The following is a 20,140-nucleotide window of genomic DNA, read 5'->3' as shown; positions in this document are numbered from 1 at the left end:
GCCGCCCCGGTAGTTTGGATTAATGTTCGAATTTGCGGATTTCGCCGCTCTTCAGCCGTTCGGCGTAAGACGCCAGTTCCTGACGTACCACTTTCATCAGGAAGTAGAGCGCGAAGACGTTCACAACCGCCATGGCAAAGATCGCCGCATCCGAGAAGTCGATAACGGGGCCAAGGTTAGCCGCTGCACCGATGACTACGAAGACGCAGAAGATGACCTTGAACACCAGTTCCTTGGTGTGACCCTCACCGAACAGGTAGGTCCAGGCCTTGAGGCCGTAGTAGGACCAGCTGATCATGGTCGAGAAGGCGAACAGAACTACTGCGATTGCCAAAACGTAAGGGAACCAACTGAACGCGCTGCCAAAGGCGGCTGAAGTCAGGCTGACACCCGAGTTTCCGTCAACCGTTGCGATGGCATTACCGGCTTCGTTCAGCATATAGTTTCCGGTCTCCGGATCGACGATCAGCTGCTGGGTGATGATGATCACCAACGCGGTCATGGTACAGATTACGACCGTATCAATGAACGGCTCCAGCAGCGACACGAACCCTTCGGTGATCGGTTCTTTGGTGCGAACCGCCGAGTGGGCAATCGCCGCTGAACCAACGCCCGCTTCGTTCGAGAACGCCGCACGCCGGAAGCCCTGGATCAATGCGCCGACCATACCGCCAGCAACACCAAGACCGGTGAAGGCTCCCGCGAAGATTTGGCCAAAGGCCCAACCGATCTGATCCGCGTTCATCAGAATGATCACCAGAGCCGCGGCCACATACATCACGCCCATGAAAGGAACGACTTTCTCAGTCACGCGCGCGATGGATTTCAGGCCGCCCACGATCACTGCAAAGACGATGCCTGCAAAGACCAGGCCAGTGATCCAGCCCGGGTAATCTCCGACGATGCCTGCGATCTGCTGATGCGCCTGATTGGCCTGGAACATATTGCCCCCACCAAGCGCGCCAAGGATGCAGAAGATCGAGAACAGAACGGCCAGAATTTTACCGCCCGGCAGGCCCAGTTCGTTGAACCCTTTCGACATATAATACATTGGACCACCAGAAACGGTGCCGTCATCATATTCGTTGCGGTACTTTACACCCAGCGTACATTCGGTGAATTTCGACGCCATGCCCAACAGGCCTGCGACAATCATCCAAAAAGTTGCACCTGGCCCGCCGATACCGACGGCGACCGCAACACCGGCAATATTACCGAGGCCAACTGTACCGGACAGCGCCGTTGCCAGCGCCTGAAAGTGGCTAACTTCACCCGCATCATTGGGATCAGAATAGTCACCTTTCACAAGGCTGATCGCATGACCGAAGAAACGCAATTGTACAAAGGCAAAATAAAGCGTGAAGACGGTCGCGGCGATGACCAGCCAACCCACGATCCAAGGGAACCCGGTGCCCGGAAACGGGGCGAAAATAAAGCTGACGAAAGGCCCGGTGAAATCAGCAAAGGCCTGGTTGATTTTATCGTCCAACCCGACCGCCTCCTGTGCGGCAGTGGGGCTCGCAACCAGAGCGGCAAGTGCTGCCAGACTCAGTTTGTTCTGAATATTCATCATAATCTCTCCCCTCAGTTCACGACCGTAACCGGAACATCGGCGTGCATGACAAGGTTCTGGGTCGAACTGCCAAACAGGCGTTTTTTAAACCCATCTGCCGAGGCCCGACCCACAACGATCTGAGAGCCACCGTTTTCAACCGTGATTGCATTCAGCGTTTCCGCCACATCTCCGTGACGGACGATGCCGCGCGCCTCGAATCCTGCAGCCTTCAACGCTTCGACCGCTGGCTCGATGATCCGTGACGTAGCTAACGCAACCTCTTCTTCGCGCCGTTTGTGGCGCAGGGCGTTCTCTTCTGGTGTCTGGAATGTGAAAGGAGACCATTCGATGACGTAAACCGCCAGAAGCTCGCATGAACCGATACGCCCGGCCAAGTCTTTGGCAAAGGCGATCGCGCGTTCTCCGGTTTCTGTCCCGTCCAGTCCTATGACAATTTTCGTTGTCATGCCGTTCCTCCGTTATTGTTGCTTTGGCCGGGGCCCTCGCCCCCGGCAGGGCAGCCGGAACCTGGAACTTGCTTGAGTAGACCGCCCTAAGGGCAAGTATCCCGAAAAAACACGCAAAAACAGAGAGATTATTGCTGGATACAACCCTCAAACTTCTAAGGTACTGTAAATAAATATTATTATATGCCCAAATATTAGGCATACGCTTGGTATCAAACTGAAATTAGTAGTGGTGATCCGGGCTTAGCCCGGGTCAGTGTTGTAGATCAGCCGTTCATCACAAGGGGCGATACGTAAGATGTTGGTGGTGCCAGGAACATTGAAAGGGACGCCGGCGGTGACCACAATCTGATCAGTCTCAGCGGCGAAACCACCCGAACGGGCGGCGCGAGCGGCGCTGACGACCGCACCTTTGAACCGCTCTTGTTCAGGGGTTAAGACGCAATGACAACCCCAGCTCAGGCAAAGCCTGCGGGCGGTGCCGGTGGCGGGGGTCATCGCGATGATAGGCACACCGGGACGCTCACGGGCGGTGAGCAAGGCGGTGGTCCCGCTTTGAGTGAAGCAGCAGATGGCTTTGATGTCAGTCTTTTCGGCAATCTCGCGTGCCGCAGCCACGATACCATCAGCGATGGTCGTACCCTTGGCGGTACGCGACGCGGCAATAATTTGAGTGTAGGTTGGGTCAGCTTCAACTTCGATGGCAACCTTGTTCATCGTCTGAACCGCCTCGATGGGATAAGAACCAGCAGCCGATTCAGCACTCAGCATGATTGCATCGGTACCCTCGTAGATCGCGGTGGCCACGTCTGAAACCTCGGCCCGTGTGGGCATTGGGCTTTCGATCATGCTTTCCAGCATCTGGGTTGCGACAATCACAGGCTTCGCGGCTGTACGGCATTTACGCACCAGACGTTTTTGGATCGGGGGGACTGCCGAAACAGGCAGTTCGACGCCCAGATCACCCCGCGCAACCATGATCCCGTCTGAGGCGTCAAGGATATCGTCAAAAGCTTCGACAGCAGCAGGTTTTTCGATCTTGGACAAGATCGATGCTCGGCCATCCGCCAACGCGCGCGCCTCGAACACATCCTTGGCACGCTGAACGAAGCTCAGCGCCAACCAGTCCACACCCAGTTGGCAGACAAATTCCAGATCGTCGCGATCCTTGGCCGACAGCGCTGCCAATGGCAGCACCACGTCAGGCACGTTCACACCCTTGCGGTTCGAAATCGTGCCACCGACTTCGACCGTGCAATGTGCAAAATCCTGACCGCAATCCTGCACGATCAGACGAATCTTTCCGTCATTGACCAGCAGGCGCGCACCTGGCTCCAATGCGGCAAAAATTTCGGGATGTGGCAGGCAGACCCGGGTGATATCCCCGGCTGCCGGATCAAGATCCAGACGGAATGCGGCGCCCTCCTCCAGTTCTTCCGCATCATTTGCAAACACGCCAACGCGCAGCTTTGGCCCCTGCAGATCAGCCAGAATCGCGATCGGGCTTTCCAGATCCTTTTCGATCTGCCGGATTATACGGTGCCTCTCGCGAATCTCATCGTGGCTGCCATGGCTCATGTTCAGCCGGAATACATCGGCCCCCGCCTCATGCAGCGCACGGATGGTGTCATAGTCATTGGACGCCGGTCCCAGCGTCGCCACGATTTTCACATTTCTCAGGCGTCGCATTGATCAGGCTCTCCTCAAACGCGTAAATGTTACCGCAAACATTGCTCAGGCTGCTTATTGCGCAATTCCCTTTCCAACGCAACTGTCCTACACCTGCGACAAACAAGATGACAGGCTCATGACATACTCTCCGTTTTTTGTTCACGGCGCGGATCGCTCGTCGCGTTGGCTGATTACCTGTGACCATGCCACCAACATGGTGCCGCCCGAAATCAGCGGCGGAGACCTGGGTCTGCCACGCGAGGATATGGAACGCCATATCGCATATGACGTCGGCGCCTACGAGGTTTCAAAACATCTGGGTGAGGTTCTGAACGCCCCGGTAATCGCAGCCAACTTCTCGCGCCTCGTAATTGACCCCAACCGGGGCGAGGACGATCCAACGCTGCTGATGAAGCTCTATGACGGTTCGATCATTCCTGGTAACCGCCACGCAGATGCGACCGAGCGTGAGCGTCGTCTAAATATGTGTTACCGGCCCTATCACGATGCGCTGGCGCAGCTTGCGGCCCTGCCGCATGCGGTCATCATCTCGATGCATTCCTTTACGCGCCAGCTCCGTGGCCGCGATCCTCGGCCGTGGCACATCGGCGTCTTGCACACACCGGATGAGCGGTTCTCGCGCCCGCTGATCAACCGGTTGAACGCCGAGGATGATCTGTGCGTTGGGATAAATGAACCCTATATAGGTGTGCTACCCGGCGATGCGATCGACAAGCATTGCAGCAGTTTCGGCCGTCCTAATGCACTGATCGAGCTGCGTAATGATCTGATTGCGGATCATGACGGGCAACGCAGCTGGGCCGAACGATTGGCCGTTATTCTGCAGGATGCACTGAACGATAGCGGACTATGACGTAAGGTCACTTCATGCCGCTTCCGATCCTCGAAATATTGTGAGCCAATATACTGACACCCATATATTAAGGGAAAGGAGACGACCATGACTCAGGAATTCCTGACAACTGTCTTCGGCTGGATGACCGCCCTTAACATTGCGGTTTTGTTGTTCAGCACGCTGATGATCATCATCATGCAGGACTGGATCGCAGGCGTACATGGCAGAATGTTCCAAATGGAGCGGGCCGACGTAAAGAGGGCCTATTTCAGGTATCTTGCGAACTACAAAATCCTGACAATCATTTTTTGCCTTGTGCCGTGGTTGGCCCTCAAACTGGCATAAAGCACCCAAACCTGACGTTCCAAGGGGCCTTAAGGCCCCCGCTGTTCGTTGTAACATGGCCCACGGATTGCTAGGTCAGGTCCAGATCGCAAGACAATCATTCGGAGCCCGACAATGGACAAGCAAACTGAAATCGAACTTCAGGCCGCAGCGTTTCGCCGTTTGCAGCAGCATCTGATGCAGGATCGCACCGACGTACAGAACATCGATATGATGAATCTGACCGGGTTCTGCCGTAATTGCCTGTCGCGCTGGTATCAGGAAGCCGCCAATGCCAAGGGCATCGACATGGACAAAAACGAAGCGCGCGAGATTTTCTATGGCATGAGCATGGATGAGTGGAAGGCCAACTACCAGACCGAAGCGAACGCCGAGAAACAAGCCGCCTTCAAGGTCGCGTTTGAAGAGAACGTCACGAAAAAAGGCTGACGCCCCGAAAACGAAAAATGCCCGCCATACTTGCGGGCATTTGGTTTAGATTGCGGCCTTTCGGCTTTCGTCCAGATAGATCTCGCGAAGGCGTTTGGCAATCGGGCCCGGCGTGCCATCACCCAGTGCCACGCCATCAATCTCAACCACCGGCATGACAAAGGCGCTGGCCGAAGTGGTGAAGGCCTCATCCGCCTCTTTCGCCTCGTCGATGGTGAACAGGCGTTCCTCAATCTCCATCTGCGCCTCGGCTGCCATGCGCAGAACCGCCTTGCGGGTGATGCCGTGCAGAATGTCGTTGGACAGCGGGCGGGTGACGATCTTGCCGTTCTTGACGAAATAGGCGTTGTTGCTGGTGCCTTCGGTGACATAGCCATCTTCAACCAGCCAGGCATCGTCACAGCCAGCCGCTTTCGCCATCATCTTGCCCATGGACGGATACAGCAGCTGCACGGTTTTGATATCGCGGCGGCCCCAACGGATGTCATCGATCGAAATGACCTTGGCCCCTTTCTTCGACGCAGGGCTGTCGGCCAGACCCGGCTTGTTCTGCGTAAACAGAACCAGCGTCGGCTTGGTATCCACTGACGGAAACACAAAATCCCGGTCGCCGTCACTGCCGCGCGAAACCTGTAGGTAGATCAGACCTTCTTCGATGTCGTTCAGCTCGACCAGTTTGCGATGGATTTCCAGAAGTTCTTCTTTGCTGCAGGGTTCAGCCATCTGTAACTCGTCCAGCGAGCGTTTCAGCCGCACCGCGTGGCCTTCGAAATCGACCAGCTTACCATCCAGCACACTGGTTACTTCATAGACGGCGTCTGCAAACAGGAAACCTCGATCAAAGATCGAGACGCTTGCCTCGGTTTCAGGCAGGTATTCGCCATTCACATAAACGGTGCGGGTCATGTTCTTCTCCTCAGCCCCAAAGTGCCGCTTTGGGCGGATGCACTCCGGCGTCATTAAAAATCAGGGGTGTGTCGCGGTCTTCTGCCAACAAAAGCGGTCCGTCAAGGTCCGTCACCATCGCACCCTGCGCGACCAGCGTTGCAGGTGCCATGGCCAGCGAACTTCCAACCATGCATCCGACCATGATGCCATAGCCCTCGGCCAGCGCGACCTTGCGCAGCTCCAGCGCCTCGGTCAGACCGCCGGTCTTGTCGAGTTTGATGTTCACCACATCATATTTGCCTTTTAGCGCAGGCAAGCTGGCCCGATCGTGACAGGATTCGTCGGCACATACCGGCACCGGACGATCCATGCCGATCAGTGCATCATCCTCACCGGCTGGCAGAGGTTGTTCAACCAGAGCAACGCCCAGTCGCACAAGATGCGGCGCAAGATCGGCGTACACTTCAGCAGACCAACCTTCATTGGCGTCGATAATGATTTTGGAGTCCGGCGCACCAGCCCGCACAGCCTCAAGCCGGGGCATGTCGTCCGGTGTACCAAGTTTGATCTTCAACAAGGGTCGGAACGCATTTTCTGCCGCCTGTGCCTGCATTGCCTCGGGAGTGTCCAGGGAAAGAGTATAGGCCGTAACTTCAGGCCCCGGTGCGGCAAGTTCCGCCAGCTCCCACGCCCGTTTGCCGGAGCGTTTCGCCTCAAGGTCCCAAAGCGCACAATCCAATGCATTCCGAGCCGCGCCGGCAGGCAGCAGATCCATCAGGGAATAGCGAGAGAATACGTCGGGCAGGCCGGCAATCTCGGCCTCGACTGAATCCAGCGTTTCGTCATAGCGCGCATAGGGCACGCACTCGCCCCAACCATGATGCACACCATCCGAGATCCGAACCGTCAGGACCTTTGCCTCGGTCCGTGAGCCGCGCGAGATAGTGAATACCTGCGCCAGCCGAAATACATCGCGGGAAACGTCAATCTGCACGCGTTCAACCTTTCATCGAAAGTGATGTCTGTTGCCGACAGCAAGGGGCGATCGGCAACCTGCTTAGATCACAGTGCGGCCAGCGCATCCACCAGTTTACCGGCACCAAACCGGTAAGGATCGGTTGCTGGGATACCCATCTCGGTCTCAACCTTGGCGATGTATGCGTGTGCGTCGTCTTCGCTCAGATGCTGGGTGTTGATCGACACGCCCGCAACCTGGCATTCCGGGTTAGCAACACGCGCCAGCGGCAGTGCTGTGTCGCGCAAATGCTCCAGCGTCGGCAGCGAATACTCAGGCAATCCTCGCATATGGGTCCGGGTCGGCTCGTGGCACAGGATCAGCGCGTCGGGCTGACCGCCATGGATCAGCGCCATGGTCACGCCAGAATAGGACACATGGAACAACGAGCCCTGCCCTTCGATGTGATCCCAGTGATCCGGATCATTGTCCGGTGTCAAATACTCAACGGATCCCGCCATGAAATCGGCGATAACCGCATCCAGCGGGACGCCCTGACCCGTGACCAGAATTCCGGTCTGACCGGTGGCCCGGAAGGTGGATTTCATGCCGCGTTTGCGCATTTCAGCGTCCATGGACATCGCAGTGTACATCTTGCCGGCAGAGCAGTCGGTTCCAACGGCCAGGCACCGCTTACCGGTACGCTTGCGGCCGTTTGCGATGGGATATCCTACGGTCGGTACGCGGACGTCGTGCAATGTGCAGCCGTGAGTCTGCGCCGCAGCAACCAGATCGCCTTCGTCGCGCAGCAGGTTGTGCAGGCCCGACGCCAGATCATAACCCATTTCCAACGCTGCGATCAGGACCTCTTTCCAGGCCTCACTGATGACCCCACCCCGGTTGGCAACACCAATGACAAGAGTCTTGGCACCAGCAGCTTTACCTTCGGCAAGTGTCATTTCGGTAAGACCCAAATCAGTCTTGCAACCATCCAGCCTTATTTGACCCACTGCATTCTCAGGACGCCAGTCCCGGATACCAATGGCCACTTTGGCCGCCAACAAGTCGGGCGCATCGCCCAAAAACAACAGGTACGGTGTCTCGATCATTGCGGTGCACTCCTTTGATTTTGGCTTAAGCTAGAGAACCGTTTTGACGAGGGTTTCTCAAATTCTTCTTGCCTGCCAGCCCACAGCGGGAAGTTTTTGCGCATTTGGGCATTCTTACACAAGATTGTTCGAAGTTTTTAAACTGATCAAACTTTAAGCACCCCATTTTGCCAGTATCTTCAATCTTGCTGCATACGCATTGCCGCATATGCACAATCAAGCTTGCGCAGCATTGCGCAATTTAATATCCCATGACCAACCCTGAACGCAATTTCCTTACTCGCATGAGGTCCAAATGAGCTTCCGCATCCAACCTGCCGCTCCGGCCCGGCCCAATCGCTGCCAACTGTTTGGCCCGGGCTCGAACACCAAGCTATTTCCCAAGATGGCTGCATCAGCTGCAGACGTCATTAATCTGGATCTAGAAGATTCGGTGGCTCCTTCCGACAAGGATACCGCTCGCGCTAACGTAATCGAGGCGCTGAACACAGTCGATTGGGGCAATAAATACATGTCGGTTCGGATCAATGGGCTGGATACACCCTATTGGTACCGTGACGTGGTTGATGTGCTGGAACAGGCAGGCGACCGTCTGGATCAGATCATGATCCCCAAGGTAGGCTGCGCGGCCGATGTCTACGCCGTGGACGCTCTGGTTACCGCAATCGAGCGTGCCAAGGGCCGAACCAAGCCAATTTCATTCGAAGTGATCATCGAATCCGCCGCCGGACTGGCGCATGTCGAAGAAATCGCAGCCTCATCCCCGCGCCTGCAGGCCATGAGCCTTGGCGCCGCAGATTTTGCAGCCTCAATGGGCATGCAGACAACCGGCATCGGGGGTACGCAGGAAAACTACTATATGCTGCGCGAGGGTGAGAAGCACTGGTCCGATCCGTGGCACTGGGCGCAGGCCGCAATTGTCGCCGCCTGCCGCACCCATGGCGTGCTGCCGGTGGATGGTCCGTTTGGCGATTTCTCAGACGATGAGGGCTATATCGCGCAGGCCAAACGGTCTGCCACGCTGGGGATGGTCGGCAAATGGGCCATCCACCCCAAGCAAATCGCATTGGCCAATCAGGTCTTCACACCGTCGGATGAAGCAGTGTCCGAAGCGCGCGAGATTCTGGCCGCCATGGAACAGGCAAAAGCCAACGGTGAAGGCGCGACGGTCTACAAAGGGCGTTTGGTCGATATCGCTTCGATTAAGCAAGCCGAGGTTATTGTGGCGCAGGCAGAATTAATCGCGGCGGGTAGCTAAGAAAAAAGGCGCTCAGCTGAGCGCCCCAATCGATCTGATCAGCGTCCAAATACATTGTTTGGTGTCCATGTGAAACGCTCACCCTTCTTTCCTGATTTCATCATCAGGCACGAGGTACCGTATTTCTGAAAATACTTGATTTTGATTGGATACCAACCCGCCTGCGGCACCTCGACCTCGGTGCGTTGGTTGGCTTCGCAGCCCTGACGGCCATTGACATAGCCGATCTGCTGACCGCCGACCCAGGCGTCAATCCCATCGTTCGACCAGGTTTCAAGCTCGTAAACACCGGGTGAATCAAAGCGGATATACCCACTGATTTCCGCGGCAACATTGAACGCCTGATTGTAGGTCAGGACAGGATCACCTTCGTTCGTGTCTCTGTAGTCCAAACCTCGGAGGGGCTGACCCGGCTTTGCCTTCTTCAATAGATGATTGACCTTCGAGAGGTTCTGGATTTTGCGAGGCGGATTACCTTCCCAACTGTATTTTACATTCAAGCCGGCTTTTGGGCTGGGCTGAGGGCTAGCTGGCTGTAACTTCAAAGGTGCTGCTGTCGCAGCGCCGGCAAACATTGCCAAGGCAGCCACCAGCGCTCCGGTGCGGAAAAATGTCATGGTCTACTCCCTGAATTTGCGCCTGCTTCGGGGTTAATCCCTGCCGACGATCCTGTTGAGATGACACTAGGCGCTGAACTTTGACCTCGCAAGATGGTTAAAAATCACTTTTTAATGGTCACGCACGCATATCCTTGGGCGATCCCATCACAACATATGAGGTGATCGAGGTCACATGCGGCAGTGTACCCAGCACCTCGGTGTGGAAGGTTTTGTAGGAAGGCAGATCGGCACATTCGACCCGTAACAGGTATTCGATCGTGCCGGTGATGTTGTGACATTCCACCACTTCGGGCGCTTGTTGCAAGGCCCTTTCGAACCCTTCCTGCGCCGCTTTTGTGTGCTCGCCCAAACCAACGCCGATATAGGCAACTAAACCCACCCCCAGCGCCGCCGGGTTCAGCACCGCTCGGTAGCCGGAAATGACCCCTGCCCGCTCAAGCTCCTGCACCCGGCGCAAGCAAGCGGATGGGGACAGGCCCACCCGCTCGGCAAGATCGAGGTTGCTGATGCGACCGTCCCGCGAAAGCTCTTGCAATATATGTTGGTTAATCTGATCAATCTTCGCCATTTATTGCAACATTAACCTTTGAACGCACGAATACGCAATTTCATTTGCCGGGTTCAGCGAGAAAATGCAGCCATGACCTACGATATCCTGATGGCCCTGATCGCGTTTGCTTTTGTCTCGTCAATCACTCCAGGCCCCAACAACCTTATGCTGATGGCATCAGGTGCGAATTTCGGCTTTCGCCGCACGATCCCGCATATGCTGGGTATCGGTTTGGGCTTCACCTTTATGGTGCTTCTGGTTGGGGCGGGGCTGGTTCAGGTCTTTGACCGGTATCCGATTAGTCATACCGTGTTGAAAGTTCTTTCGGTTCTGTATCTGCTGTATCTGGCATGGAAAATCGCGCATGCAGCGCCCGCTAAAGGTGCCGATGCTGCGGGCACCCCGATGACGTTTCTGCAAGCTGCAGCCTTCCAATGGGTCAACCCAAAAGCCTGGGCGATGGCGCTGACCGCGACAGCCGCCTATGCGCCCGACCAAACGATCAACGCGATTCTGCTGGTCGCGCTGGTGTTCGGAGCCATCAACCTGCCCTCGGTCAGCACCTGGACGGTTCTTGGACAGCAAATGGCGCGAATCCTGACGAACCCGCACCGATTGCTGGCATTCAACTGGACGATGGCGGCCCTGCTTGTGGCCTCGCTCTATCCGGTGCTGTGGCCGAATTAGGTTACCTGAGCGGCAGGCAAATTTCGGTCAACAGATCCTCGGGGGCCGTTTCTCGTGGATCGTTGAGATAGATCTCATAACACGGATGGTCCGCAGGTTCTTCGCCAGACTCGGGCAACCAATTGCCAAATAATGCCTGATACGCGCCGTGAAGGCCGGAATAAGGTCCCTTGAAGGTCAGCACCGCTGTTTTGCCACCCAGAATTTCAAGGTCTTCCAGCCCCTCGGGCGTATCATCACCGCAGAATTCAGCACCTGCAAAACTGCGCAATCTGTGCTCGGGCACATCGTCCGGACTGTCCAGATACAGCCCGATCATCGGGCCGACTTGCGGCCACAGTTTGCGGGATTCGCACAGGGCACCAAAGGCCTCAAAGCTGCGGCCAATCTCGGCATAAGCCCCTTTGTGCGGCAGCGCTATAACACGGCGAGACGGTTCGGTTCGGGTTGTTACGGGATGCATCGGATATCCGCCAGTTTTGAACATTGGATGGGCCGGCAGTATTTGCCCCGCACGTTGAAACGCGGTGGGGCTGCTGCCGTAGGCCTCGGAAAAGGCCCGCGCAAAGGATTTTTGGTTCGGATAGCCAATGTCGGTCGCGATCCGCGTAACCGGTCTGTCTGTTTGCACCAGCCAGCAGGCGGCACGGTGCAGGCGTATCCGACGGGTGGCCTGCGCGCAGGTCTCGCCAGTAATGGCGCGAAACACGCGATGCCAGTGAAACCGCGACATGGCCGCAACCTCGGCCAGGGCGTCCAGAGACAAGTCTCTGGCGGGGTTGTCATGAATGTAGGTCAACACACGCAGCTCGCGATCTTCATAGCTGGCAGCCATCAGTATCCTTCCTTCACTTTGCCCATCGGTGATCGCATATTCCACAACCACAAATCTTGCTGAGTTGCATCCCGGACAAGCATTAGTCATATAGCAGGGAACTTCCGCGTTGAGAGGCGTCATGACCCAGTATCTGGATTTCGAAAAACCGCTGGCCGAGATCGAAGGCAAAGCTGAAGAGCTGCGCGCGCTGGCCCGTGCCAATGAAGAAATGGATGTGACGGAAGAGGCCGCCGCGCTGGATGCCAAGGCCGCCAAGCTTCTGGACGAGCTGTATGCCGATCTGACCCCATGGCGGAAATGTCAGGTGGCGCGTCATCCTGAACGTCCACACTGCAACGATTACGTGGATGCGCTGTTTACCGAATTCACCCCACTGGCAGGTGACCGGAACTTTGCCGACGATCTGGCGGTAATTGGCGGTCTGGCGCGGTTCAACGATCAACCCGTCATGGTGATTGGCCACGAAAAAGGCAGCGATACCAAATCGCGGATTGAACGCAATTTCGGCATGGCCCGCCCCGAGGGCTATCGCAAGGCCGTACGCCTGATGGAAATGGCGGGCCGCTTTGGCCTGCCGGTAATCACCTTGATCGATACAGCTGGGGCCTATCCCGGCAAGGGGGCGGAAGAACGTGGCCAGTCCGAGGCGATCGCGCGCTCAACCGAGATGTGCCTAAAGATTGGCGTTCCTTTGGTGTCCGTAATCATCGGCGAAGGTGGTTCTGGTGGCGCGGTCGCTTTTGCGACTGCGAACCGCGTAGCGATGTTGGAGCATTCGGTCTATTCGGTGATTTCGCCCGAAGGCTGCGCGTCGATCCTGTGGAAAGATGCCGAAAAAATGCGCGAGGCCGCCGAAGCGTTGCGCCTTACCGCTCAGGATCTGCACAAGCTGGGCGTTTGTGACCACATCATCACCGAGCCCAAGGGCGGTGCACATCGCAACCGCCCGGCGGCGGTCGAAGCCGTGCGGTCTGCAATTGCCTCGATGCTGGAAGAGCTTGATGGGAAAGACGCGGCAGCCCTGATCAAGGACCGCCGTCAGAAGTTCCTGGATATCGGTTCGAAAGGGCTGGCGGCTTAACCCGTCAGCCACCCAACCGCTGCAACAGAGCCACCGAAGGCTGGCCAGTCACGGACAACCCGTTGGCGCGCTGGTAGGCGCTAATTGCCGCCTCAGTATTCTTGCCGATAACACCATCTGCGCCTTGTGTGTCATAGCCCGCGGATGTCAGGCGGCGCTGCAGTTCTTTACGATCCTCCAGCGTCAAACCGGTCGCATCCGGCCCGAATGACGCTTGGAACGGCGCGCCGCCAGCAATGCGATCAGAAAGATGACCTACGCCGATCGCGTAGCTGTCCGAATTGTTGTAGCGCTTGATCACCTGAAAATTGCGGAACACAGCAATACGTGGGCCAGGCGTCTGCGGTTGCAGCACTGCCGCCGGCGTGCCCGAAACCGTGCCGACTTCACCGCCCCAAGGCTGCCCTCGCACCCAACCGGCACGTGCCAGATAAGCCGCCGTTGAGGCAAGTGAATCTGCTGGGTCATCGGACCAGATATCGCGCCGCCCGTCGCCGGTGAAATCGACTGCATAAGCAAGGTAAGATGTCGGAATGAACTGTGTATGGCCCATCGCTCCGGCCCAGCTGCCGGTCATGTTAGCCGGGGTCGTATCGCCCTCTTGAATGATCTTCAGTGCTGCCACCAGTTGCTTCTCAAAAAACGCTCCGCGCCGCCCGTCATAGGCCAGAGTCGACGTTGCCGAGATCACCGGTACATCGCCCCGCCGTGCGCCATAGCGGCTTTCCAGGCCCCAAACAGCCACGACGACCTCTTTGTCGACACCGTATTGGGCTTCGATCTGCGACAGGGTTCCTGCATGCCGCACAAGCATTTGTTTGCCGGTGCTGATCCGCTCGTCCGACGCGGCAATGGCCAGATAATCCTCAAGCGAGCGTTTGAATTCGACCTGATTGCGATCGCGTTCGATCACGTCGGGTAGATATCCTGCGCCTTGAAACGCTCGGTTAAGGGTCGTCTGTGAAATGCCCTGCGACGCTGCCCGATTTTTGAAACTGGCCACCCAGGCATCCCATCCTGCGTTCGGAACCGCACGCATCCGCGAAGCCGGAGCACTGTTGGGTGCGGTGCCTGTGGAACAGGCCGCCAACAGGGTTGAACCAAGCCCTAAGGAAAACACTCTTCGATTAATCATGGTTAAATCTGCTCTTGTTGTGATTTGCGTTCAGAATAGCGCAGCCCGGTCGCTCAAGCCAGCAAAGCGACATCCTAAATCAACTGAGTTGAGAGATGGGCAACAAGCCGCTCAGGTCACAAGCAGCCGTAAGCCCTGGGTCACATCCGAACGCACTGCTAGTCGCAACCCAGGCTCATCCCCGGCCTTGAGCGCTGCGATGATCAGACGATGGTAGTGCGGTGGCTCGGTCCTCCGCAACCGACCGTATAGGGCACGCATCGTGGGACCCAGCTGCAGCCAGACGGTTTCGGCCATGGCAAGCATCGCGGGGGCCTGTGCGCGTAGATACAGCGTGCGGTGAAATTCCAGATTTGCACGGATATATCCCACTGCATCGCGTTTCGTGACCATCTCGGCTACTGCCATGTTGATGCTTTGCAACCGGTCAATCAGCGCCATATGCGCGCGCGGCAGGGCCCGGCTGGCCAGTTCAACCTCAAGCAGCGCGCGCAGCGCCGCCAGCTCTTCGATCCGATCGCGCGTGAGTTCCGGCGTTGATACCCGACCGGAGGTGGACAGGAACAAAGCACCTTCTGCCGCCAGACGTCGCACCGCCTCGCGCGCGGGAGTCATCGACACACCGAATTCCTTGCCAATCCCGCGCAGCGTCAACGCCTGCCCCGGGGCAATCTCTCCATGCATGATGCGGGATCTGAGGGCGCGATAAACGCGATCATGGGTTGCCGTATGAGACTCGGCGGGGCGTGAGGTTAACATGAGTTTATGTGATCACAAATCGCGCTGAGGTCAAGCGACGGAGTCGAAGCGATATCTGTGCAGTTCAGCCCCGTTGTCTCGCAGCCAGCGGCGTGGTTCTTTGTAAGGGCCAAAAATACGCTCGACCTGCGCCCAGAACGCAGGTGAGTGGTTCATTTCGGCAAGATGCGCCACTTCATGCGCGGCCACATAATGGAGAACCTCTGTCGGGGCGAGGATCAACCGCCAGGAGAACATCAACCCGCCCGCAGAACTGCACGACCCCCAGCGCGAACGCGTATCGCGCAAAGTAAGGCTACTGTACGACCGCCCCAGCATCGCCGCGTAATCATCGCACGCACCGGTCAGACGATCGCGGGCAAGCTCCTTTAGAAACCGCGCTAGTCGCCGTGCTTCGGCACCGGGCGGAACCCCGATCGCATCGCCACTCAGCAAGACCCTCCGCCCCGATGCAGGAACGATTCGCCGCGCCGTACCCTCGATCGGAATGAACTGCCCTACGCCAACTGCTTCAAGGCTAGGTCGATCCTGCAGGTGCCCGCGGATCCAGCCCTCTTTCTGCTGTGCGAAATCCAGCGCTTCGGCTTCGGCCACCCCTGTCGGGTAGGTCAGCGTAACCCGTCCATCCAATTGGGAAATTCGCAAACTGATCCGCCGTGCGCGCGCCGATCTGCGCAGTGTCAGCGGCACCGGAGGTGTTCCGGGCAATGCGTGTCGCCCCATGGGTGGGCCTCCTTTGCGCAAAGGCTTTGACAGTGTCTGCCGCATGTGGCAGGTGACCTGAATCATTGATGAGATTCACCTGATATCAAGGGGATTTGATATGCCCAAGGAAGAATGGGGCGTAAAGCGTGTCTGCCCGACAACCGGCAAACGTTTTTACGACCTGAACAAGGACCCGATCGTCAGCCCCTATACGGGCGAGGTCGTGGAGCTGGACACCGGAAAAAGCCGGATGATCGCCGCGGATGCTGAAGATGCCGCATCGGTCAAGGCGCGCGAAGCGTCGTCGGACGAAGATATCGTTCTGGATGATGACGACAACGTCGATGTCGAACTGGACGATGATCTGCTGGACGACGATGACGATGGCGATAACGTTTCACTCGACGATATTAAGGACATGTCGTCAGAAGACGAAAACTGATGGATCCCGAGGCGGCCCCGCCGCCTCGACCCGGTCCGCGAAGTCGGTCTGAATTTTTTGCCGATTCCGATTTTAGGACTTGCACTCATCGACGGCGTCTCATAAACGTCCGTCCACCGTTACGACGGTACCTATATGGGGCCTTAGCTCAGTTGGGAGAGCGCTTGCATGGCATGCAAGAGGTCAGGGGTTCGACTCCCCTAGGCTCCACCATACCTCTCTTGAAAACACTGCGCTTTTCACGTGTCAGGGTCTCTCGACCCCACACAAACCCCCACATAGTTCTGAATTCGAGTGATATCAACTGCTGCGGATTGGGTAATTTGTACCGAGTTGAACCGCCTCCAGTCATACATTCGGGTAATCCAACACAACCAATTGGTTTAAGCATTCGGTCCAGCTTGGACCTACGTGACAAAGGTTGCCGACCTTCACAAACATTGATGCAACACCAACTGGAAAACCGACTAAATCTATCTTTGACAGTGCTGTGCAAACGCTTTCAAGAGACCTACTGCTTCAGGAACATCTTCCTTCTCAGCAACCACCAAGATGGTTGTGCGCTCCGGCTCATTTTTTGTAACTTGCCCCTGAGCATTCAGCGCGACCTTATCGATCAGCGTGCCTCGCTTACTCGATATCTTGACCAACCGACCTTCGTAGTAGGGATTAGACGTATTGTGTTTCTCAATTGAGTTTGCGTCCAAGTTGCTTAAGGCAATCATCCACTTTGTCAGCGACCCGTCATCCATGCTTTGTCGATAGTACTCCATGGAGCATCCACTTGGATTTACTGCCATCAAGTTTTCAATTTTTGCTTCTTTGTGCGAGAAAATTTGAGCCAAACTGCCTGAAGTATTTCCATCGTAAGTGTAGCTTTGATTGGCACTATCATAGCAATTCAAGCGTTCAATATCGTTTTCGATAGAGGCACAATCATTTGCGAAGGAAGTCGAAGTAAACGCCAACAAAATCGCGCCACCCAACGGCGGAATAGGTGAATAACGCATAAGAAAAACCTCGCTACAAAAAAAACTACATCCAATTTCGTCAACCATAGGCATTGAATTGCACTTCTTGCAAGGCACCAAGAAAAGTTGAAGTGAGGTAGCTGGCCAACCCGGACTTTGTCCGTGACCGGCAAATGCTTTTTGGAGAAGCACTGATGGTCGGAAATAGTTGAGATTGTCCCCCGGCAAGAATTTCTAAGACAGTCTTCCGATTTGTGTTAATGATAGGTAAGTTATTGGGTTGCCGAGTGTTGGAAGTTATGCATTTCGTTCGAATATTAGTTGCTTTCGCAGTATTTCTCCTTGGACTAACAAACGCCGAGGCTCAGACCGTTGAAGACTGCGCGGCCATTGAAAACAAAGAGGTCAGGCAAGAGTGCTTTAATGCCGCGTTTGCCAATAAATCCGACCCCTCATCTGAAGTGACCGACGAACAAGACATCGAAAAGGACGCTTGGAAAGATATCCAAACGCTTTCCGAGATTTTAGAAACTTCGACCCAGTACAAAGTCTTAAAAGCAGACCCTGTCGGCATTTGCGAGTTGGCCATCGACGACAGTGGAGTAAATGTTTTCAAAGGGAAAAGGATTGATACCAAATACACCATAGATTTGGCTCGATTGTATGGCGTCGAAGTAAACACAAGGCTTCGCTTCAATGACACAGTTAGGATAACAACCGAACGAACCGATCCGATTTATGTAGAGCAGGAAACTTTTACTTCGGATGGAACAGCTTTTCTTGGAAGCAACAGCGCGGAAGTGAGGGAAGTAATTTTATCTGCGGCTGATAAAGCGGACCGCAAGGAACTTTTGGAAGTACTGAGCCGTAGCGTCGAACGCTGCAAAATTCTTGGTTCGGCAGTTTCAGGTCAAGGAAAGTCTGCAGCTCAAGAACGGGTTGAAAGCCCACTTATCGGGCGCTTTGTTGACGAAAACACTGTCGGAACTGCAAGCGCAGATGGTATCAACTCAGCTTGCGCTTCCAACGACAATTATGTGGAAATCAGTACCACTGGACTAAAGTACTATTATGGCGGCGCGACTGGGGATTGCAAATTCGACCAGCAAATTTCGCAGGGAAGCAATTTGTTCGAAACGACACAGCACTGTAAGTTGAAGTCGCATGCTCAAGCCGCGACTACGGAGAACTCGCTAAAAGTTAAACTTGAGCTGCAAGATAAGCGCTTGATCATGACGCAACCAGAACTGGGTAATGTTCTAAACTATCGCCCTTGCGGATCATAATAACCAGTCTTGGTTAAAACGATGCTGAAAACGCGGTTCTCAAACAAAAACCTGATCCAAAGAGCGGCACTTCTAATAGCGATTACTCACGCTGCAACCGGCTTTGCAAACGCACAACACGGTCCAAATGCGCTTCAATCGGGGGCGTATGACTGGTGCGGGAACTATAGCCATCCGTGGCGAGTAACCGTTTGTGAATGCTCAGGTAGTACAGATGGGCGATTGTATGGCGATGGTATCTACAAGATGGGTTCGAACCCTTGTAAGGCCGCCGCTCATTCTGGATTACTGGATATCGATGGTAACGGTACGATTGCTGTCGAGCCTCATGCCGATCTGAGTGCCTTCCCTGCGAGCGAAAGAAACGGGATCAGGAGCCGGGAAGCCCGTGGCGGTCCTGCGTTTGTAATCAGACCTGTCAGAACCGAACAGGATGTCGAAAGGGAACGACATAGAAGCGCTGAAGAAATACCGAGGCCAACGAACATCGCCGAACTTGCCGGTTTCTGGAAAGCAGGTAACCTCAAATACTACTTCACTGGATCAGAGCTCATCAATTTACAGGAAGTTGATGGAGTTCGGGCTTTCCGACACCCACGAGCAAGCACTGCTACTTGGAGAGTGTTTCCGCCGGGCACAGTGTTGATGCAAGTAACAAGTGGTACAGAAGAACACTTTGTTGGCTATTGGCTGTTTGAAGATCGTTTCTGGGGAAGAGTAGAAGGCGAAATGATCAGCCCATCACGCTTCATTGATATCGATGAAGTTAGCGAAGATGGCCGAATGCGACGGGGAGCAATTAGCCTTCATCGTGATGACAGCCTGACTGTGGACGAAGCTATGAACCAATATCCTTTGGCTTTTGCAAACGCGCATATTGTTTCGCCACTAGCCGCCAGCAACTCGCTCAACAGGGCAGATGCAACACGGTCCTCAAGTCCCACGATGGTCCAATCCTATGAGGAACTGCCAACTCTCCCATGGTCAAGCGCAGTAACAACGGATGAGTTCTTGGATGCCGGTGAATATTCTGAACTCCTCAATACTGCCTATGGGGTTGCTGTTGAGACCGAGATTTGGGTTCATGAATTAGCTGGAACCGTACCCTTTGGATCAGTGGTTTATCAAATTGGAAAGTACGCCGGGTTTCAAACCATCGCCGCGTTCACACAGAGTGAATATGCGACCCAAAGAGCCAATGAAGAGTTTCTCGGAATTGGCAATGCAATCATTAATCATGACATCGAGGCAATTTCGGAAATGGTTGCAGGCCGTGCTTACGCTGTCTTCATAGGCCAACTTTTGTCCCCACGAATAGCTGAGTGAAAACCACCGTCGTACGCCATACCTCCTTCCGAATGCGAACTAGTTTCAGGAACTTGTAGTTCGGCGTCAGTTCATTAGTAGTTGAACACCCATGCCTTGCTTTGAGCGGCAACAGGTCGTCGAGAGTGATGCATCACCAACGCGCTAAATCGAGCACACTAAGCTTGTCGTACCAGCGAAAACTATCGTCCTAAGGAGCACTGACCT

The 20,140-nt window shown here is 55.4% G+C and carries 22 protein-coding genes and 1 tRNA gene; 10 read left to right on the top strand and 13 right to left on the bottom strand.

The window, feature by feature from the left end; translation table 11 throughout:
* Window positions 1-19: 19 nt before the first annotated feature.
* From ACR0JG_RS17030 to pyk, 3 genes are all read right to left on the bottom strand, one after another.
* Entirely contained in the window at window positions 20-1,570 is a 1,551-nt protein-coding gene (locus ACR0JG_RS17030; protein WP_170802310.1) for an alanine/glycine:cation symporter family protein, read from the bottom strand.
* Window positions 1,571-1,584: 14 nt separating this feature from the next.
* Entirely contained in the window at window positions 1,585-2,022 is a 438-nt protein-coding gene (locus ACR0JG_RS17025) for a universal stress protein (protein WP_170395586.1), read from the bottom strand.
* A gap of 243 nt (window positions 2,023-2,265) precedes the next feature.
* Window positions 2,266-3,711 (bottom strand): pyruvate kinase, encoded by a 1,446-nt coding sequence (pyk, locus tag ACR0JG_RS17020; RefSeq protein ID WP_170395584.1) that lies wholly within the window; start codon window positions 3,709-3,711, stop codon window positions 2,266-2,268.
* A 118-nt stretch (window positions 3,712-3,829) separates the two neighbouring features.
* Here pyk and ACR0JG_RS17015 point away from each other — a divergent pair, with 118 nt between their 5' ends.
* The 3 genes from ACR0JG_RS17015 (at window position 3,830) to ACR0JG_RS17005 (ending at window position 5,323) form a co-directional block, all read left to right on the top strand.
* On the top strand, window positions 3,830-4,567 hold the full coding sequence (locus tag ACR0JG_RS17015) for an N-formylglutamate amidohydrolase (protein WP_480571365.1): 738 nt from the start codon (window positions 3,830-3,832) through the stop codon (window positions 4,565-4,567).
* Window positions 4,568-4,654: 87 nt separating this feature from the next.
* Window positions 4,655-4,894 (top strand): DUF6868 family protein, encoded by a 240-nt coding sequence (locus tag ACR0JG_RS17010; protein WP_170395580.1) that lies wholly within the window; start codon window positions 4,655-4,657, stop codon window positions 4,892-4,894.
* Window positions 4,895-5,008: 114 nt separating this feature from the next.
* Window positions 5,009-5,323 carry a DUF1244 domain-containing protein gene (locus ACR0JG_RS17005; RefSeq protein ID WP_170512703.1) on the top strand — a complete coding sequence of 105 codons (315 nt, stop codon included), beginning with the start codon at window positions 5,009-5,011 and terminating at the stop codon, window positions 5,321-5,323.
* 45 nt (window positions 5,324-5,368) lie between these two features.
* On the opposite strand, the gene ACR0JG_RS17000 is transcribed toward ACR0JG_RS17005, so the two are convergent.
* The 3 genes from ACR0JG_RS17000 to dgcN all read right to left on the bottom strand — a co-directional run bounded on the left by ACR0JG_RS17000 (window position 5,369) and on the right by dgcN (window position 8,275).
* The gene (locus tag ACR0JG_RS17000) at window positions 5,369-6,229 is read right to left on the bottom strand and encodes a D-amino-acid transaminase (protein WP_480571362.1); all 861 of its coding nucleotides are present in this window, start codon (window positions 6,227-6,229) and stop codon (window positions 5,369-5,371) included.
* 10 nt (window positions 6,230-6,239) lie between these two features.
* Entirely contained in the window at window positions 6,240-7,205 is a 966-nt protein-coding gene (dgcA, locus tag ACR0JG_RS16995) for an N-acetyl-D-Glu racemase DgcA (RefSeq protein ID WP_480571359.1), read from the bottom strand.
* Between the two features lie 68 nt (window positions 7,206-7,273).
* Complete coding sequence (dgcN, locus tag ACR0JG_RS16990) at window positions 7,274-8,275, bottom strand: N-acetyltransferase DgcN (protein WP_480571356.1); 1,002 nt, start codon at window positions 8,273-8,275, stop codon at window positions 7,274-7,276.
* Window positions 8,276-8,570: 295 nt separating this feature from the next.
* On the opposite strand from dgcN, the gene ACR0JG_RS16985 reads away from it, so the two are divergent.
* On the top strand, window positions 8,571-9,533 hold the full coding sequence (locus tag ACR0JG_RS16985; protein WP_170395570.1) for an L-malyl-CoA/beta-methylmalyl-CoA lyase: 963 nt from the start codon (window positions 8,571-8,573) through the stop codon (window positions 9,531-9,533).
* A gap of 38 nt (window positions 9,534-9,571) precedes the next feature.
* On the opposite strand, the gene ACR0JG_RS16980 is transcribed toward ACR0JG_RS16985, so the two are convergent.
* Together ACR0JG_RS16980 and ACR0JG_RS16975 are read right to left on the bottom strand one after the other, a co-directional pair.
* Window positions 9,572-10,150 carry a PA14 domain-containing protein gene (locus ACR0JG_RS16980; RefSeq protein WP_170395568.1) on the bottom strand — a complete coding sequence of 193 codons (579 nt, stop codon included), beginning with the start codon at window positions 10,148-10,150 and terminating at the stop codon, window positions 9,572-9,574.
* Window positions 10,151-10,268: 118 nt separating this feature from the next.
* Window positions 10,269-10,721, bottom strand: coding sequence for an Lrp/AsnC family transcriptional regulator (locus ACR0JG_RS16975; RefSeq protein WP_480571353.1), 453 nt, complete (start codon window positions 10,719-10,721; stop codon window positions 10,269-10,271).
* A 72-nt stretch (window positions 10,722-10,793) separates the two neighbouring features.
* Between ACR0JG_RS16975 and ACR0JG_RS16970 the strand changes: the two genes are divergently transcribed.
* Window positions 10,794-11,390, top strand: a complete 597-nt coding sequence (locus tag ACR0JG_RS16970) for a LysE family translocator (RefSeq protein ID WP_170401997.1) — start codon at window positions 10,794-10,796, stop codon at window positions 11,388-11,390.
* 1 nt (window position 11,391) lies between these two features.
* Here ACR0JG_RS16970 and ACR0JG_RS16965 read toward each other — a convergent pair whose 3' ends face one another.
* Window positions 11,392-12,225: an AraC family transcriptional regulator gene (locus tag ACR0JG_RS16965; RefSeq protein ID WP_480571350.1), complete on the bottom strand. Its 834-nt coding sequence runs from the start codon at window positions 12,223-12,225 to the stop codon at window positions 11,392-11,394.
* Window positions 12,226-12,346: 121 nt separating this feature from the next.
* On the opposite strand from ACR0JG_RS16965, the gene ACR0JG_RS16960 reads away from it, so the two are divergent.
* Window positions 12,347-13,309, top strand: a complete 963-nt coding sequence (locus tag ACR0JG_RS16960; RefSeq protein WP_170395560.1) for an acetyl-CoA carboxylase carboxyltransferase subunit alpha — start codon at window positions 12,347-12,349, stop codon at window positions 13,307-13,309.
* A gap of 4 nt (window positions 13,310-13,313) precedes the next feature.
* On the opposite strand, the gene ACR0JG_RS16955 is transcribed toward ACR0JG_RS16960, so the two are convergent.
* The 3 genes from ACR0JG_RS16955 to ACR0JG_RS16945 all read right to left on the bottom strand — a co-directional run bounded on the left by ACR0JG_RS16955 (window position 13,314) and on the right by ACR0JG_RS16945 (window position 15,926).
* Window positions 13,314-14,444, bottom strand: coding sequence for a lytic murein transglycosylase (locus ACR0JG_RS16955; RefSeq protein WP_170513731.1), 1,131 nt, complete (start codon window positions 14,442-14,444; stop codon window positions 13,314-13,316).
* Window positions 14,445-14,555: 111 nt separating this feature from the next.
* A complete protein-coding gene (locus ACR0JG_RS16950; protein ID WP_170395556.1) occupies window positions 14,556-15,203 on the bottom strand; it encodes a GntR family transcriptional regulator in 648 nt (215 codons plus the stop codon).
* A gap of 30 nt (window positions 15,204-15,233) precedes the next feature.
* Window positions 15,234-15,926 (bottom strand): M48 family metallopeptidase, encoded by a 693-nt coding sequence (locus ACR0JG_RS16945; protein WP_480571347.1) that lies wholly within the window; start codon window positions 15,924-15,926, stop codon window positions 15,234-15,236.
* A 100-nt stretch (window positions 15,927-16,026) separates the two neighbouring features.
* Between ACR0JG_RS16945 and ACR0JG_RS16940 the strand changes: the two genes are divergently transcribed.
* Both ACR0JG_RS16940 and ACR0JG_RS16935 read left to right on the top strand, forming a co-directional pair.
* Complete coding sequence (locus ACR0JG_RS16940) at window positions 16,027-16,350, top strand: TIGR02300 family protein (protein ID WP_170402007.1); 324 nt, start codon at window positions 16,027-16,029, stop codon at window positions 16,348-16,350.
* 137 nt (window positions 16,351-16,487) lie between these two features.
* Window positions 16,488-16,563: transfer RNA gene (locus ACR0JG_RS16935), tRNA-Ala, on the top strand.
* A 260-nt stretch (window positions 16,564-16,823) separates the two neighbouring features.
* On the opposite strand, the gene ACR0JG_RS16930 is transcribed toward ACR0JG_RS16935, so the two are convergent.
* A complete protein-coding gene (locus tag ACR0JG_RS16930) occupies window positions 16,824-17,408 on the bottom strand; it encodes a hypothetical protein (RefSeq protein WP_480571344.1) in 585 nt (194 codons plus the stop codon).
* Window positions 17,409-17,608: 200 nt separating this feature from the next.
* On the opposite strand from ACR0JG_RS16930, the gene ACR0JG_RS16925 reads away from it, so the two are divergent.
* Together ACR0JG_RS16925 and ACR0JG_RS16920 are read left to right on the top strand one after the other, a co-directional pair.
* Complete coding sequence (locus tag ACR0JG_RS16925) at window positions 17,609-18,607, top strand: hypothetical protein (protein WP_480571341.1); 999 nt, start codon at window positions 17,609-17,611, stop codon at window positions 18,605-18,607.
* Between the two features lie 21 nt (window positions 18,608-18,628).
* Window positions 18,629-19,933, top strand: a complete 1,305-nt coding sequence (locus ACR0JG_RS16920) for an LCCL domain-containing protein (protein ID WP_480571338.1) — start codon at window positions 18,629-18,631, stop codon at window positions 19,931-19,933.
* Window positions 19,934-20,140: the final 207 nt, after the last annotated feature.

The sequence above is a fragment of the Ruegeria sp. AD5 genome, from assembly GCF_056542345.1.
The sequence above is the reverse complement of the archived record's forward strand: the minus strand, read 5'-3'. Positions and strand labels throughout refer to the sequence as shown.

Excerpts from the sequence above, each read along its gene's own strand:
- ACR0JG_RS17030 (WP_170802310.1), bottom strand. The coding sequence starts at position 1,570 with ATGAATATTCAGAACAAACTGAGTCTGGCAGCACTTGCCGCTCTGGTT.
- ACR0JG_RS17025 (WP_170395586.1), bottom strand. The coding sequence starts at position 2,022 with ATGACAACGAAAATTGTCATAGGACTGGACGGGACAGAAACCGGAGAA.
- pyk (WP_170395584.1), bottom strand. The coding sequence starts at position 3,711 with ATGCGACGCCTGAGAAATGTGAAAATCGTGGCGACGCTGGGACCGGCG.
- ACR0JG_RS17015 (WP_480571365.1), top strand. The coding sequence starts at position 3,830 with ATGACATACTCTCCGTTTTTTGTTCACGGCGCGGATCGCTCGTCGCGT.
- ACR0JG_RS17010 (WP_170395580.1), top strand. The coding sequence starts at position 4,655 with ATGACTCAGGAATTCCTGACAACTGTCTTCGGCTGGATGACCGCCCTT.
- ACR0JG_RS17005 (WP_170512703.1), top strand. The coding sequence starts at position 5,009 with ATGGACAAGCAAACTGAAATCGAACTTCAGGCCGCAGCGTTTCGCCGT.
- ACR0JG_RS17000 (WP_480571362.1), bottom strand. The coding sequence starts at position 6,229 with ATGACCCGCACCGTTTATGTGAATGGCGAATACCTGCCTGAAACCGAG.
- dgcN (WP_480571356.1), bottom strand. The coding sequence starts at position 8,275 with ATGATCGAGACACCGTACCTGTTGTTTTTGGGCGATGCGCCCGACTTG.
- ACR0JG_RS16985 (WP_170395570.1), top strand. The coding sequence starts at position 8,571 with ATGAGCTTCCGCATCCAACCTGCCGCTCCGGCCCGGCCCAATCGCTGC.
- ACR0JG_RS16980 (WP_170395568.1), bottom strand. The coding sequence starts at position 10,150 with ATGACATTTTTCCGCACCGGAGCGCTGGTGGCTGCCTTGGCAATGTTT.
- ACR0JG_RS16975 (WP_480571353.1), bottom strand. The coding sequence starts at position 10,721 with ATGGCGAAGATTGATCAGATTAACCAACATATATTGCAAGAGCTTTCG.
- ACR0JG_RS16970 (WP_170401997.1), top strand. The coding sequence starts at position 10,794 with ATGACCTACGATATCCTGATGGCCCTGATCGCGTTTGCTTTTGTCTCG.
- ACR0JG_RS16965 (WP_480571350.1), bottom strand. The coding sequence starts at position 12,225 with ATGGCTGCCAGCTATGAAGATCGCGAGCTGCGTGTGTTGACCTACATT.
- ACR0JG_RS16960 (WP_170395560.1), top strand. The coding sequence starts at position 12,347 with ATGACCCAGTATCTGGATTTCGAAAAACCGCTGGCCGAGATCGAAGGC.
- ACR0JG_RS16955 (WP_170513731.1), bottom strand. The coding sequence starts at position 14,444 with ATGATTAATCGAAGAGTGTTTTCCTTAGGGCTTGGTTCAACCCTGTTG.
- ACR0JG_RS16950 (WP_170395556.1), bottom strand. The coding sequence starts at position 15,203 with ATGTTAACCTCACGCCCCGCCGAGTCTCATACGGCAACCCATGATCGC.
- ACR0JG_RS16945 (WP_480571347.1), bottom strand. The coding sequence starts at position 15,926 with ATGGGGCGACACGCATTGCCCGGAACACCTCCGGTGCCGCTGACACTG.
- ACR0JG_RS16940 (WP_170402007.1), top strand. The coding sequence starts at position 16,027 with ATGCCCAAGGAAGAATGGGGCGTAAAGCGTGTCTGCCCGACAACCGGC.
- ACR0JG_RS16930 (WP_480571344.1), bottom strand. The coding sequence starts at position 17,408 with ATGGTTGACGAAATTGGATGTAGTTTTTTTTGTAGCGAGGTTTTTCTT.
- ACR0JG_RS16920 (WP_480571338.1), top strand. The coding sequence starts at position 18,629 with ATGCTGAAAACGCGGTTCTCAAACAAAAACCTGATCCAAAGAGCGGCA.